The 14,233-nt window shown below is 51.4% G+C and carries 13 protein-coding genes, 1 tRNA gene and 1 pseudogene; 8 read left to right on the top strand and 7 right to left on the bottom strand.

Annotated features, from left to right (window positions below; all coding sequences use genetic code 11):
* Nucleotides 1–146 precede the first annotated feature (146 nt).
* On the top strand, nt 147–950 hold the full coding sequence (gene dkgB, locus E4Z61_RS12530) for a 2,5-didehydrogluconate reductase DkgB (protein WP_135323061.1): 804 nt from the start codon (nt 147–149) through the stop codon (nt 948–950).
* Nucleotides 951–971: 21 nt separating this feature from the next.
* Here dkgB and yafC read toward each other — a convergent pair whose 3' ends face one another.
* Nucleotides 972–1,886 (bottom strand): DNA-binding transcriptional regulator YafC, encoded by a 915-nt coding sequence (yafC, locus tag E4Z61_RS12525; RefSeq protein WP_135323060.1) that lies wholly within the window; start codon nt 1,884–1,886, stop codon nt 972–974.
* Between the two features lie 104 nt (nt 1,887–1,990).
* On the opposite strand from yafC, the gene E4Z61_RS12520 reads away from it, so the two are divergent.
* From E4Z61_RS12520 to E4Z61_RS12510, 3 genes are all read left to right on the top strand, one after another.
* Nucleotides 1,991–3,166, top strand: coding sequence for an MFS transporter (locus E4Z61_RS12520; protein WP_135323059.1), 1,176 nt, complete (start codon nt 1,991–1,993; stop codon nt 3,164–3,166).
* 131 nt (nt 3,167–3,297) lie between these two features.
* Nucleotides 3,298–4,098 (top strand): endonuclease/exonuclease/phosphatase family protein, encoded by an 801-nt coding sequence (locus tag E4Z61_RS12515; protein WP_135323058.1) that lies wholly within the window; start codon nt 3,298–3,300, stop codon nt 4,096–4,098.
* Nucleotides 4,099–4,174: 76 nt separating this feature from the next.
* On the top strand, nt 4,175–4,945 hold the full coding sequence (locus tag E4Z61_RS12510) for a class I SAM-dependent methyltransferase (RefSeq protein WP_135323057.1): 771 nt from the start codon (nt 4,175–4,177) through the stop codon (nt 4,943–4,945).
* Nucleotides 4,946–4,995: 50 nt separating this feature from the next.
* Here E4Z61_RS12510 and mltD read toward each other — a convergent pair whose 3' ends face one another.
* Both mltD and gloB read right to left on the bottom strand, forming a co-directional pair.
* Nucleotides 4,996–6,354, bottom strand: a complete 1,359-nt coding sequence (gene mltD, locus E4Z61_RS12505) for a murein transglycosylase D (protein WP_135323056.1) — start codon at nt 6,352–6,354, stop codon at nt 4,996–4,998.
* A gap of 71 nt (nt 6,355–6,425) precedes the next feature.
* On the bottom strand, nt 6,426–7,181 hold the full coding sequence (gloB, locus tag E4Z61_RS12500; protein ID WP_135323055.1) for a hydroxyacylglutathione hydrolase: 756 nt from the start codon (nt 7,179–7,181) through the stop codon (nt 6,426–6,428).
* 33 nt (nt 7,182–7,214) lie between these two features.
* On the opposite strand from gloB, the gene E4Z61_RS12495 reads away from it, so the two are divergent.
* Nucleotides 7,215–7,937 carry a class I SAM-dependent methyltransferase gene (locus tag E4Z61_RS12495; RefSeq protein ID WP_135323054.1) on the top strand — a complete coding sequence of 241 codons (723 nt, stop codon included), beginning with the start codon at nt 7,215–7,217 and terminating at the stop codon, nt 7,935–7,937.
* On the opposite strand, the pseudogene rnhA reads toward E4Z61_RS12495, so the two are convergent.
* Nucleotides 7,934–8,510, bottom strand: a pseudogene (gene rnhA, locus E4Z61_RS12490) (ribonuclease HI). The gene E4Z61_RS12495 and the pseudogene rnhA overlap by 4 nt on opposite strands.
* Between rnhA and dnaQ the strand changes: the two are divergent.
* Together dnaQ and E4Z61_RS12480 are read left to right on the top strand one after the other, a co-directional pair.
* Nucleotides 8,464–9,192 carry a DNA polymerase III subunit epsilon gene (gene dnaQ, locus E4Z61_RS12485; protein WP_205746867.1) on the top strand — a complete coding sequence of 243 codons (729 nt, stop codon included), beginning with the start codon at nt 8,464–8,466 and terminating at the stop codon, nt 9,190–9,192. The pseudogene rnhA and the gene dnaQ overlap by 47 nt on opposite strands.
* A gap of 134 nt (nt 9,193–9,326) precedes the next feature.
* Nucleotides 9,327–9,403, top strand: a tRNA-Asp gene (locus tag E4Z61_RS12480).
* Between the two features lie 99 nt (nt 9,404–9,502).
* On the opposite strand, the gene E4Z61_RS12475 is transcribed toward E4Z61_RS12480, so the two are convergent.
* The 3 genes from E4Z61_RS12475 to fadE form a co-directional block, all read right to left on the bottom strand.
* Nucleotides 9,503–9,913 (bottom strand): Spy/CpxP family protein refolding chaperone, encoded by a 411-nt coding sequence (locus E4Z61_RS12475; protein WP_135323051.1) that lies wholly within the window; start codon nt 9,911–9,913, stop codon nt 9,503–9,505.
* Nucleotides 9,914–10,067: 154 nt separating this feature from the next.
* On the bottom strand, nt 10,068–10,835 hold the full coding sequence (locus E4Z61_RS12470) for an amidohydrolase (RefSeq protein WP_135323050.1): 768 nt from the start codon (nt 10,833–10,835) through the stop codon (nt 10,068–10,070).
* A 110-nt stretch (nt 10,836–10,945) separates the two neighbouring features.
* Entirely contained in the window at nt 10,946–13,390 is a 2,445-nt protein-coding gene (gene fadE, locus E4Z61_RS12465; RefSeq protein ID WP_135323049.1) for an acyl-CoA dehydrogenase FadE, read from the bottom strand.
* 239 nt (nt 13,391–13,629) lie between these two features.
* Here fadE and lpcA point away from each other — a divergent pair, with 239 nt between their 5' ends.
* The gene (gene lpcA, locus E4Z61_RS12460; RefSeq protein WP_135323048.1) at nt 13,630–14,208 is read left to right on the top strand and encodes a D-sedoheptulose 7-phosphate isomerase; all 579 of its coding nucleotides are present in this window, start codon (nt 13,630–13,632) and stop codon (nt 14,206–14,208) included.
* Nucleotides 14,209–14,233: the final 25 nt, after the last annotated feature.

Here is a 14,233-nt window from a genome sequence, read left to right as displayed (position 1 = left end):
CTAACGCTCAGGGCTTTTTCTTTATCTGCGATTTAATTGTTGCTCCATCCGCAAAAATCCTCTGCATTTTACGCCCTTTCTCTCTACAAATTAGAAGGTCATACTCCTCCCAGTTAACGAATACTGTGATTAAAAAGAGGAGTTTTATGACTATCCCTGCATTTGGTTTAGGCACTTTTCGCCTGAAAGACGACGTGGTTATCGCTTCTGTTAAAACGGCACTTGAGTTAGGTTACCGTGCTGTCGACACCGCGCAAATCTATGATAATGAAGCGGCTGTGGGCCAGGCGATTGCTGAAAGCGGCGTACCACGCAGCGAACTGTACATCACCACCAAGATCTGGGTTGAGAATCTCAGCAAAGATAAGCTGATCCCGAGCCTGAAAGAGAGTCTGAAGAAACTGCGTACCGATTATGTTGATCTGACGCTGATCCACTGGCCTTCATCAAACGATGCAGTCTCTGTTGAAGAGTTTATGCAGGCGTTACTGGCAGCCAAATCGCAGGGACTGACCCGCGAAATAGGTATCTCTAACTTCACCATCCCGTTGATGGAAAAAGCCATTGCTGTAGTGGGCGCAGAGAATATTGCGACCAATCAGATTGAGCTGTCACCGTACCTGCAAAGCTGCCAGGTGGTTGACTGGGCAAAAGCGCACGGTATCCACATCACCTCTTACATGACGCTGGCTTACGGTAAGGCGCTGAAAGATGAAGTGATTGCGCGCATTGCCGCCAAACATAATGCGACCTCGGCGCAGGTTATTCTGGCGTGGGCAATGGATAAAGGTTACTCCGTGATCCCTTCATCTACCAGGCGTGAAAACCTGGCAAGCAACCTGCTGGCGCAGGACCTGCATCTGGATGCCGAAGATAAAAAAGCGATCGCGGCACTGGATCGCAATGATCGTCTGGTTAGCCCGGAAGGTCTGGCCCCCTCCTGGGACTAATTGCCGAACCTTCTGTAGCCTTTAACCCTCTTTAACAGCTCCTACGGGAGCTGTTCTTATATGTTCACTCAAAAAGTCGATAAATGCCCTAATGCGTGTGCTTACCGCCCGATCGCTGTAGTAAACGGCGCTGAACGGCATCTCTACGGGCAGGCGTTTATCAGCCAACAACTCGACTAGTTCCCCCCGCGCGATCTCCTTATCAATCATATAATCTGAAAGACAGGCAATACCGTTACCGCTCAGGCAAAGCTGTTTCAGAGTTTCGCCGCTGTTAGAAGACAGCCCGCACTCAACCTCATGAAGCTGTCCATCGCGGCAGGCAATCGGCCAGGTATTGAGTGAAACTGGTTCGGAGAAACCTAGGCACAGGTGCTGTTTAAGCGCTTCTACACTCTCCGGCATACCAAATTGTGCAATATAGTTGGGTGAAGCAATAATCTTACGGTAGCTGGTAAACAGTGGACGTGCGCGCAGACTTGAGTCAGTCAGAGTGCCAGCGCGTATAGCAACATCTACTTTTCGTTCAATAAGATTGATGAATGTCTCTGAAGAGACCAGCGACAGCGTCATCTCAGGATAGCGTTCGCGGAAAGGTTTGATTAGAGGGATCAGGAAATGCAGCATGACCGGCGTTGCGGCGTCGATGCGTAGCAAGCCGCGCGGCGTATTACGCGACTCTATTATTTCCGTTTCTGCCGCAGCCATCTCCTGCAGTATTAGCTGCACACGTCTGAAGTAGCGCTCACCTTCTTCTGTCAGGCTTAACTGTCGGGTAGTTCGGTTAAGCAAGCTGACGCCCAACTTCATCTCCAGCTTTTTTACTGCCCGGCTGACGGCGGAATTGGCCTGTCCCAACTGCTCAGCGGCGCGGCTAAAGCTGCCACTTTCCACAACGGCCACAAAAATCGCCAGTTCTTCTGAGGTTGCTTTCATCTTTGCACCTGAAGCAAAATTATATTGAGATTTTGAATATTTTTGTTATTAAAACATCCCTGCATACTGCGTGTCATCCGATTACTGATGATATGGAGTTATTTATGCCTCTCGCTTTATTTGCACTGACAATAAGTGCCTTCGCTATTGGCACGACTGAATTTGTGATTGTTGGGCTGGTGCCGACCATTGCTGAACAGCTGGCGATCTCTTTGCCTTCTGCGGGGATGCTGGTTTCAATTTATGCGCTGGGCGTGGCAATTGGCGCTCCGGTACTGACCGCCCTGACCGGGAGCCTGCCGCGCAAACAGTTGCTGGTTGCGCTGATGGTGTTGTTTACCGCCGGTAATTTGCTGGCATGGCAGGCGCCGGGCTATATGACATTAATTATTGCCCGTTTGCTGACCGGCCTTGCACACGGCGTGTTCTTCTCGATTGGTTCTACCATCGCGACAAGCCTGGTGCCAAAAGAGAAAGCGGCTTCCGCTATCGCCATTATGTTTGGCGGCTTAACGGTCGCACTGGTGACGGGGGTTCCGCTGGGCACATTCATTGGTCAGCATTTTGGCTGGCGCGAAACCTTTCTTGCGGTATCAATGTTAGGCGTGATTGCGCTGATCAGTAGCCAACTGCTGATTCCGGCTAATATTCCTGGTCGGGCAGCTGCCAGCATTCGCGATCAGGTGAAAGTCTTAACCCATCCTCGTTTGTTGTTGATCTATGCGGTAACGGCGCTGGGCTATGGTGGCGTCTTTACGGCGTTTACCTTCCTTGCTCCGATGATGCAGGATCTGGCTGGGTTCTCACCGACAGCGGTAAGTTGGATTTTACTCGGATACGGTGTCTCTGTGGCCATTGGTAATATCTGGGGCGGAAAACTGGCGGATAAACATGGTGCCGTCCCGGCATTGAAATTCATTTTTGCCGCGCTGTTTGTTCTGCTGATGATCTTCCAGTTAACGGCCTCCACGCAGTACGCTGCGCTGGCTACCATTCTGGTGATGGGGATCTTTGCCTTCGGTAACGTACCCGGATTGCAGGTCTATGTTGTTCAGAAAGCGGAACAATTTACCCCCAATGCGGTTGATGTTGCTTCAGGACTGAACATTGCAGCATTTAATGTTGGTATTGCGTTGGGGTCGGTGATTGGTGGGCAAACAGTAGAGCATTACGGTCTGGCACAGACGCCGTGGATTGGCGCGCTAATCGTACTGGCTGCTTTCTTACTGATGGGCGTCAGTGGCCGTCTTGATAAACCTGCGCGTATCGCGCTGGGATAAATCATTGATGTAAGTACCCACTTACAAAACAAACTGCAATTGTCCGTTGAAAGTGAGTGCTAAAATCCCTATAACAGAAGAACCAGTCCGGCTGCGGACTGGTTGACGTTACAGAGGTTTGAAAGTCTACAGTGCGAAAAAACACCTATGCCATGCGTTATGTTGCCGGACAACCCGCTGAGCGGATTTTACCGCCAGGGTCGTTCGCGCATATTGGCCAGGCATTACCCGCCGGCGTTCCGTTAAGCAGCGAAGACCGTATTCGCGTGCTGGTATGGAATATTTTTAAACAGCAGCGGGCAGAATGGTTGTCGGTGCTGAAGAATTTTGGCAAAGACGCGCATCTGGTGTTATTGCAGGAGGCGCAAACCACCCCTGAACTGGTGCAGTTCGCGACCACTAACTATCTTGCTGCCGACCAGGTTCCCGCCTTTGTACTGCCTCAGCATCCCTCTGGCGTCATGACGCTCTCCGCCGCCCATCCTGTTTACTGTTGTCCTCTGCGCGAGCGTGAGCCTATTTTACGGCTGGCAAAGTCCGCTCTGGTGACGGTATACCCCCTGCCTGACTCGCGTTTATTGATGGTGGTGAACATCCATGCGGTTAACTTCAGCCTCGGGGTTGATGTCTATAGTAAGCAGTTATTACCCATTGGCGATCAGATTGCTCATCACAGCGGTCCGGTGATTATGGCCGGCGATTTTAATGCCTGGAGCCGTCGACGGATGAACGCGTTGTACCGTTTTGCACGTGAAATGTCGCTGCGCCAGGTGCGCTTTACCGACGATCAGCGCCGACGCGCGTTTGGTCGTCCTCTCGATTTTGTGTTCTATCGCGGTCTGAACGTGAGTGAAGCCTCTGTGCTGGTCACCCGCGCATCCGATCACAACCCGCTACTCGTTGAATTCAGTCCCGGCAAACCTGAACAATAACGGTGTGTCAGGTCTGCCGTAGGGCAGGCCTGTGATGGTTGCCCTTCATATTTCACCACAACCGAAGGACAACACAATGACAACACGCTCTCATCACGACAACGTCGAAAAACAGTTTGGCTCTCAGGCTAATGCCTATTTAACCAGCGCGGTACACGCCTCTGGACGTGATTTACAACGCCTGGCGGAAAGATTGTCTGCATTTCCACTGGCCTGCGTTCTCGACATGGGATGCGGTGCAGGGCACGCCAGTTTTACGGCGGCGCAAAACGTAAAGCAGGTTGTGGCGTATGATTTATCGGCACAAATGCTTGAAGTAGTCGCACGGGCGGCAAAAGATAAGGGGTTAGATAATATCGTAACCCGACAGGGATATGCCGAAAGTCTGCCGTTTGAAGATAATGCCTTTGACCTGGTGATTAGCCGATATTCCGCACATCACTGGCATGATGTCGGGCGTGCGCTGCGGGAAGTGAATCGTGTTCTGAAGCCCGGCGGCGTGCTGATTGTGATGGATGTGATGTCGCCAGGCCATCCTGTACGTGATATCTGGTTGCAAACCGTGGAAGCGTTACGCGATACCTCGCACGTACGCAACTATTCCAGCGGAGAGTGGCTGTCGTTAATCAATGGCGCCAATCTGATTACCGATGCTTTGTTAACCGATCGCCTGCCGCTGGAGTTCAGGTCATGGGTAGCACGAATGCGCACCCCCGAGGTGCTGGATGAGGCGATTCGTTTATATCAGCAGAGTGCATCTGCTGAAGTGCAGGCCTACTTCGCGTTACAGGAGGACGGTTCGTTCACCAGTGACACGATAATGGTTGAGGCACATAAAGCGGAATAAATAAAAAAGGCACTGGGGGGAAACCAGTGCCTTAATATTTTATGCTGCTATCAGGAGTCCGGCATACCGTTATTCTTCACAAACAACGTCAGCTGATCGCCTGGCTGCAGATTATCGGTATCGCTGTTCCAGCGCATCACATCCTTGATGTTAACCCCGTGACGCTTGGCAATGCTCGAAAGCGAATCGCCTTTACGTACACGATAGGTGATGCTATCGCTGTTTTTTGCCAGTCGCTGTGCGCTGGTTCCTGCGCCGACAGTCAGGCTTTGGCCCACTTTCAGGGTCGAACTACGCAGATTATTCCACTGCTTTAGCTCATTCGCATTCACGCCAAGACGTGAAGCGATGCCGGAAAGCGTATCGCCAGAGCGAACCTTATAGCTACGGCTGTTCAGTGGTGTGTTATCCGCGACTAACGTTGACTGTACGGCTGCAATTTCGCCTGAAGCCAGAGACTCACGCAGCTTCTCTGCATGCTTCTTTGGCACCATCACGTATTGTGGTCCGCTGGCACCCAACGTGGAGCCTTTCACGCCTGCATTGAAGGTCTTCAGCTTGCTGACGGAAATACCCGCCATATCGGCAACCTGAGCCATCTCAACCGGACTGTTCAAGCGAACACGTGCCAACGCTCGGCTTTCGTCTGTAGTTGGCAGACGCACACCATAGCGCTTGCTGTTCTTGAGAATATCGCTCAATGCCAGCATTTTGGGCACATACTGCTTCGTTTCCTGAGGCAAAGGGAGTGACCAAAAATCGGTGGGCTTGCCACGAGATTTGTTCGCTTTCATTGCCTTCATCACGCGACCTTCACCGCTATTATAAGCGGCAACGGTCAGCAGCCAGTCGCCATCAAACATCTTGTTCAGACGCTGCATCATGTCCAGCGCGGCAGTGGTGGAAGCCACAATGTCGCGACGTGCATCATAATTGCGGGTCTGCTTTAAACCATAATTGCGCCCCGTGCTCGGAATGATCTGCCAAATACCTGCGGCATTGGCGCCAGACGTTGCGTGAGGATCAAAAGCGCTCTCCACTATGGGTAGTAGTACCAGTTCCATCGGCATGTTACGTTTCTTAACCTGCCCGGCTATCCAGTACATATACGGCTCTGCCCGTAAAGTTACATCGTGGAGATAGCTCTTATTGCGTAAATACTTCTGTTTCTGTTCGCGAATCCGGTTGTTTTCCGGAATTCCCATCTTTAGCTCGTCACCAATGAAAGCCCACAAATCCTGATCGGCAGCGATAGATGTCCCATCGTCCATCCACCGCGCTTGGCTTGTAAACTTTCCTGCTTCCCCTTGACCAGCTGCAGAAAGGCTCTGTGCGTGCTGTTGGACGTTACCAGTATTCTGGCACCCAACAAGCAGGACAGAGGCGAGTAATATCGCTTTTGCCTTCATGTGTGTGTCAATAGTTGCTTAAAAGACGACCGATCATAACGGCGAAGTTTTCAAAAGGCAACCCGGAATTGTCAGAACGTATCTTTCTTTGACCTTAACCATGCAAAACGCGCCTCAGGTTGTTGCAATATTGTTTCTTTGTTTATTTCATTAATTAAATCAATATCTTCTGTTCTTAAAAAGATATTATTTCTCCGCTCATTTTTCAGAGTTACGGGGAGTGTAATTTGTTTTTTTACACGTAACTCATTAACTTTACGATAATAATCATTTATGAACGAATCGTGTGGAAGGATGCTTAAGGCAAACTTCATGTTTGCTAAAGTGTACTCATGTGCGCAACAAATTAACGTATCATCCGGAAGCGCACTTATTTTTTTAAGTGATTGATACATCTGTAATGCTGTACCTTCAAAAAGCCGGCCACAGCCACCAGAAAAAAGAGTGTCGCCGCAAAATAGATAAGGATGACTAAAGTAACAGATATGTCCTAAAGTGTGACCCGGGGTGGCAATTACCTTAAATTCATGCCCTAAAACGAGTGCAGTATCGCCATCTTCGACTATGTGCATCGCTCCCTTATCTTGTGTTTCTGCCGGACCGTATACCACTATTTGTGGAAAGCGCTGCACAAGTTCTTTCACGCCACCCACGTGATCGTGATGGTGATGGGTCAGGAGAATGGCCTCAGGCACCCAGTTGTGCTCAGCAATGGCTTGCAGCACCGGAGTCGCCTCGCCAGGATCGACAATCAAGCAACGGTTCTCATTATTTGTCAGGACCCAGATGTAATTGTCCTGAAAGGCGGGAATACTGTTAAGATTCATTAATTACCTCTCAATGCGAAACGGAAGGTTGTGATGAAACCGGCAAGGATCCCTCAAACTGTCGTAGCGCCCGTTAGCTGGGATGATTTACCCTGGGGCGAGCACTACCGTGAGGCGCTGGAGTATCAGCTTAACCCGTGGTTCGCAAAAATGTACGGTTTTCATCTGCTTAAGATTGGTAATTTAAGCGCAGAAATCAATTCCGAAGCGTGCGCGGTTTCTCATCAGGTAAATGTTTCTTCGCAAGGTACGCCAATGCAGGTGCTGGCGGATCCTCTGCATCTTCCCTTTGCCGATAAGTCCGTTGATGTCTGCTTGCTGGCTCATACGCTGCCCTGGTGCTCCGATCCGCATCGGTTACTGCGCGAGGCCGATCGTGTGCTTATCGACGATGGCTGGTTAATTTTGAGCGGATTCAACCCAGTTAGCCTGATGGGATTGCGCAAACTGGTGCCGGTATTACGTAAAACGTCACCTTATAACAGTCGAATGTTTACGCTGATGCGCCAACTGGATTGGCTCTCTTTGTTGAACTTTGAAGTACTGCACTCCAGCCGTTTTCACGTTTTACCCTGGAAGAAGCACGGGGGAAAAATGTTAAGTGCGCATATTCCGGCGTTGGGATGTATGCAATTGGTTATCGCGCGCAAGCGAACCATCCCGCTTACGCTTAACCCGATGAAACAAAATAAAAGCAAAGCGCGTATCCGCCAGGCCGTTGGTGCAACCCGGCAATACCGGAAACCGGACGCTTAAGCCTCGGGCTGATACCCAACGTCATCCTGAGTGGGACTCATCGCCGCGGTGCGCGCAAGCTCGTCGCAGCGTTCGTTTTCCGGATGGCCCGCATGGCCTTTGACCCATTCCCATTTGATTTGGTGCGGCCCTAGCGCGGCATCCAGACGTTTCCACAGATCGACATTTTTGACAGGTTTTTTATCTGCCGTTTTCCAGCCGCGTTTTTTCCAGTTGTGGATCCACTGGGTAATACCCTGACGCACATACTGGCTGTCGGTACTGAGCACCACTTCGCATTGTTCTTTCAGGGCTTCCAGCGCAACGATGGCCGCCATCAGCTCCATGCGATTATTGGTGGTGAGGTTGTATCCTTCGCTGAAGGTTTTTTCTCGTCCGCGATAGCGTAAAATAGCCCCGTAACCGCCGGGCCCTGGATTTCCCAGGCAAGAACCATCGGTGAAAATTTCTACCTGTTTAAGCATCTCTGGTAGACTTCCTGTTTTAGAGATCGATATAAACGATAAGTCTGACATAAATGACCGCTATGAGCACTGGAATTACACGACAGATCGTCCTCGATACCGAAACCACCGGTATGAACCAGATCGGCGCCCACTACGAAGGCCACAAGATCATTGAGATCGGTGCGGTTGAAGTGGTGAACCGACGCCTGACCGGCAATAACTTCCACGTTTACCTGAAGCCCGATCGGCTGGTGGATCCGGAAGCGTTTGGTGTACACGGTATCGCGGATGAGTTCCTGCTTGATAAACCCACTTTTGCTGATGTTGCCGATGAGTTTCTCGACTATATCCGCGGTGCGGAGCTGGTCATCCATAACGCATCGTTTGATATCGGCTTTATGGATTATGAGTTCGCTAAGCTCCATCGCGATATCCCGAAAACCAACACCTTCTGTAAAGTGACCGATAGCCTGGCGCTGGCGAGGAAGATGTTTCCTGGTAAGCGTAACAGCCTTGATGCGCTATGCTCGCGTTATGAGATAGACAACAGCAAGCGTACATTGCACGGCGCATTGCTCGATGCCCAGATTCTGGCCGACGTTTATCTGATGATGACCGGCGGGCAGACCACCATGGCATTTTCAATGGAAGGCGACAGCCAGCAGCAGAATGATACCGGGATCCAACGTATTGTCCGTCAGTCCAGCAAGCTACGTGTTGTTTTTGCCACTGATGAAGAGTTAGCGGCCCATGAGTCGCGCCTCGACCTGGTACAGAAAAAGGGTGGAAGTTGCCTCTGGCGAGCATAGTTTGCGCGTTTAGCATGAAGAAATGGCTATTCGGGTGATTTTTGCAGCAAACGATTAAAAAACGTGAGAAAAAGCGTTGACGAGGCGTGTGGCAATCCGTAATATTCGCTTCGTTCCCAAGCGGAACACAACGCGGAGTGGTAGTTCAGTTGGTTAGAATACCTGCCTGTCACGCAGGGGGTCGCGGGTTCGAGTCCCGTCCATTCCGCCACTATTCAGAAAGCCTGAATCAGCAATGATTCAGGCTTTCGTCGTTTTAGCTCGCCAAAAATAAAAGCCCGCAATTAAGCATAATTGTGGGCTTTGGTTATTACTCGCCCAGCGTCTGTGCAATGTCTTTTTGCACCAGCTTACGCTGCTCAGGTGTGAGGACTTTGCTCAGGTCAAAGTAGTATTTCACACGGTAATAACGCGCCTGCTGTTCGATGTTGCCAAATGCGGCAAGTTGCTTCTTGACGGCGGCTTCATCCCATTTTCCGGACTTGATCACGTCAATCAGTACGCCGTCTTTAACGTCGTTCACCGAGATCTGGCTGACATTGGTTTCCAACTGTTGGTGCAGTTTTTTGATCTGTGCCACTTGGTCGTTGCTCAGTTTCAGGTGTTGTACCACCGGATCCTGGGCCGGGGCCGGAACGTTGGATACGTTTGCTGCAAGTGTGCTAAAAGAGGCACCTGCCAGGGTCGCTGCCAGCAAAGTCATGCGTACGAATTTCTTCATTTTGATATCCTGATAAGGAAATTTATGTGTGATTATCTTAATCAGAATACGTTGCCTGAGGCATGTCGCCACGCGAATTTGTTTTGCGGTTAGTTACGGAGTGAAACAATCCCGCCACGTGAAAAACGCTCCGCAGCGGGAGAGCTGAGGGGAGCTAGAGCATGAAAGCGTCGGCATCCTGCCAGGCAGGAAACTTCTCGCGATACTCGCGCAATGCTGTAAGTGACAGCTCTGCATCAATCCGCGTGGCCTGATGCGGTTCGGCGGTGGCAATAATCTCGCCCTGTGGGTTAATGACCCGGCTGTCACCGCGATAATGATGGCCGTTACCGTCAGTTCCCACACGGTTACATCCTGCTACATAAGCCTGATTCTCAATCGCCCGCGCGGCGAGCAAAACCTGCCAGTGCAGCGAACGCGGCGCAGGCCAGTTGGCGACATACAATGCGAGGTCGTAATCGTTGCGGTTGCGTGACCATACCGGGAAACGCAGGTCGTAACAGACTAACGGCAGAATGCGCCATCCGCGCCATTCAAAGATAACGCGCTCCTCACCAGCCTGATAATGCTGATGCTCATCCGCCATTCGGAACAGATGGCGCTTGTCATAGAAATGTACATTACCTTCGGGTTCAACCAGTAAAAAGCGGTTTACCGGGCCGCGTTCAGATTGGATTGCGGCGCTGCCCGCGACCAGGGCGTTCGTCTGTTGCGCTTTGGCGTGCATCCAGTCAACAACCTCTTCCTGCGAAAGCGACGTATTGGCCGCTTCCATCGCAAACCCGCTGGTAAACATCTCGGGCAATATAATGACGTCACGTCCGGTGATGGTTTCCAGTTGTCTGTCGAAATGGCGAAGGTTGGCAGGGCCATCCATCCAGATCAGCGGTTGTTGCAGAAGCGAAATTTTCAAACCTGGCACGATCGAGGCTCCTCGTTGAACAGCATTTTTACACTGTAGCATGAGCATTAGCGAAAATGTGGCAATAAAAAGCCCCGCGTTAAGCGGGGCTGAAAAGTCGTGCGTAAGCGTCAGGCGGCTTCGACTTTACGCACTTTCTCTGGCAGCTTTACCGGCTGGGTCGCCAGCTCCTCTGGTGCAAAATCATCCACGTTGATACTGCGCAGACGGCTTTCTTCGGCTTTCACCAGAATGGCGGCTTCGTCTTTATCAATCAGCCCTTTTGCCAGCGCGTTACGAGCCAGTTCATCCAGGCGAGTAAACGGCAGGTTTTTACCCAGCTCTTTACAGATACGCTGGTGGATAGGGTCGGCGGCAATCACGTCCAGCAAAGCTTCTTCCAGCAGGCCGACTGGATTGTATTTGCTCGGTGTCAGGTACTGACCCCGACCGATGCGTGAGCGGGTCGCGCTCGGCACCTGCAAAATCTTCGCAACTTTATGATCCAACTTATCAGAGGGAGCCTGATAGTGACGACCGGTCGGGAAGATAACCACATTCAGCAACCCGGCAACTAAACGGTTCGGGAAGTTTTGCAGCAGGTCGTCCATCGCCTGTTCCGCTTTATACAACGCATCCTGTACGCCCCAATGAACCAGCGGCAGGTCGGCTTCATTACGGCCTTCATCGTCATAACGCTTCAGCACGGCAGAAGCCAGATACAACTGACTTAACACATCGCCCAGACGAGCGGAGATACGCTCGCGACGCTTCAGGCTACCGCCCAATACGGCCATGGACACATCTGAAAGCAGTGCCAGGTTGGCGCTCAGACGGTTCAGGTGCTGGTAGTAACGTTTGGTCGCATCGCCGGTTGGCGTGCTGCTGGTTAAGCCACGTGTCAGGCCGAGCCAGAAACTGCGTACCTTATTGCTGCCAACGTGACCAATATGTTTAAACAGCAGTTTGTCGAACGCATTCACATCGTTGTTCTGTGCCGCCGCCATCTCTTCCAGCACGTATGGATGGCAACGAATCGCCCCTTGGCCGAAGATCATCATGCTACGGGTCAGGATATTGGCACCTTCAACGGTAATGGCGATTGGTGCGCCCTGATAAGCACGGGCAAGGAAGTTGCTTTCGCCAAGCATAATGCCTTTACCGCCGGTGATATCCATTGCATCGATGATTGACTGCTGCCCGCGGTGGGTACAGTGATATTTTACGATAGCGGACAGAACAGCCGGTTTTTCACCGAGCATAATGCCGTAGGTAATCAGTGACGCCGCAGCGTCCATCACGTAGGCGTTACCAGCAATACGCGCCAGTGGCTCTTCAATACCTTCCATCTTGCCGATAGAGATTTTGAACTGGCGGCGAATATGCGCATAGGCACCCGTTGCCATAGCGACCGACTTCACGCCGCCTGTTGAGTTCGACGGCAGAGTAATACCGCGACCAACAGACAGACATTCCACCAGCATACGCCAGCCCTGACCGGCCATTTTCGGGCCACCGATGATGTAATCAATAGGGACAAAGACATCTTTACCCAGCGTCGGGCCGTTCTGGAACGGGACGTTCAGCGGGAAGTGACGACGACCAATTTCCACGCCCGGCGTTGAGGTTGGGATCAGCGCACAGGTAATGCCCAGATCTTCTTCACCACCCAGCAGTTTTTCCGGGTCGGAGAGTTTAAACGCCAGACCCAGTACGGTGGCGATAGGTGCCAGTGTGATATAGCGTTTGTTCCAAGTCAGGCGCATACCCAGCACCTGCTGGCCCTGCCATTCACCCATGCAGACCACGCCGGTATCAGGGATCGCCCCTGCGTCGGAGCCTGCTTCCGGGCTGGTCAGCGCAAAGCATGGGATTTCCTGACCACGCGCCAGACGCGGCAAATAATGATTTTTCTGCTCTTCGGTACCGTAATGCTGCAGCAGTTCACCTGGGCCTAATGAGTTAGGTACGCCGACGGTGATCGCCAGTATCCCTGAAACGCCGGAGAGTTTCTGCAGAACGCGAGCCTGTGCATACGCGGAGAATTCCAGACCGCCGTATTCTTTCTTGATGATCATCGCGAAGAAGCGGTGTTCTTTCAGATACGCCCACAGTTCTGGCGGTAGATCCGCTAATTCGTGGGTGATCTGGAAGTCGTTTGCCATGCGGCACGCTTCTTCGACCGGACCATCGATAAAAGCCTGCTCTTCTGCTGTCAGGCGCGGCTGCGGATAACTGTGCAATTTCTTCCAGTCAGGTTTGCCCTGGAACAGATCGCCTTCCCACCAGGTGGTACCGGCATCAATCGCTTCTTTCTCGGTGCGCGACATCGGCGGCATGACTTTGCGAAAACCGCGGAACACCGGCGCAGAGATCATTGATTTACGCATCGGCGTAAAGTTAAACGGAATCAGAATAATGGCCAGAGGAACCAGCAGCCAGACTGACCACAGGCCCGCGACGCCAAGCGCCGCCGTCCATGCGAGCAAAATTACGCTGCTGAGAAATAAGCTCACGCGGTGATAAAACAGGACGCCGAGCAGAACAATCGTTGCGAGAATACTCAAAATCATCATATCGAAAAGCTCCCTTGCTTGTAGGAGGTCTGACCACTTGTGATGATATGGTTGTAGTATATGTGAATTCTTTTAGCAATGTGTTTACAAAATAATTACAACAACGCTCACATTGTTGTTGTTTTCACCGGCACAAAAAATCAAAAGCCCACTGCATTCCGTTGGCTTGTGCTTCTCGCGTGTAGCGCTATCCGGTACACTGCATCTTGTCATTTACATTCATGCTGAAGGATATCCTCATGTACCAGGATCTTATTCGTAACGAACTGAGCGAAGCGGCGGAAACGCTGGCTAATTTTCTTAAAGATGACGCCAATATTCACGCCATTCAGCGCGCGGCGGTCCTGTTGGCAGACAGCTTTAAAGCTGGTGGTAAGGTACTTTCCTGCGGTAACGGCGGCTCTCATTGCGACGCGATGCACTTTGCTGAAGAGCTGACCGGACGCTATCGCGAAAACCGTCCAGGCTATCCGGCAATCGCCATTTCTGACGTTAGCCATATCTCCTGTGTCGGCAACGATTTTGGTTACGATTATATTTTCTCTCGCTATGTTGAAGCGGTAGGGCGTGAAGGGGATGTTCTGTTAGGCATTTCGACCTCCGGTAACTCGGCAAACGTGATCAAAGCAATTGCCGCTGCGCGCGAGAAAGGAATGAAAGTCATAACCCTGACCGGCAAAGATGGCGGCAAAATGGCCGGCAGCGCAGATATTGAAATTCGTGTCCCTCATTTTGGCTATGCTGACCGTATTCAGGAAATTCATATCAAAGTTATCCATATCCTGATTCAGCTTATCGAAAAAGAGATGGTTAAATAACTATACCCGTCATACTTCAAGCTGC

It is taken from the genome of Citrobacter tructae (genome assembly GCF_004684345.1).
GTDB classification, from domain to species: Bacteria; Pseudomonadota; Gammaproteobacteria; order Enterobacterales; family Enterobacteriaceae; genus Citrobacter; species Citrobacter tructae.
This window is presented reverse-complemented; position numbering and strand designations above follow the sequence as displayed.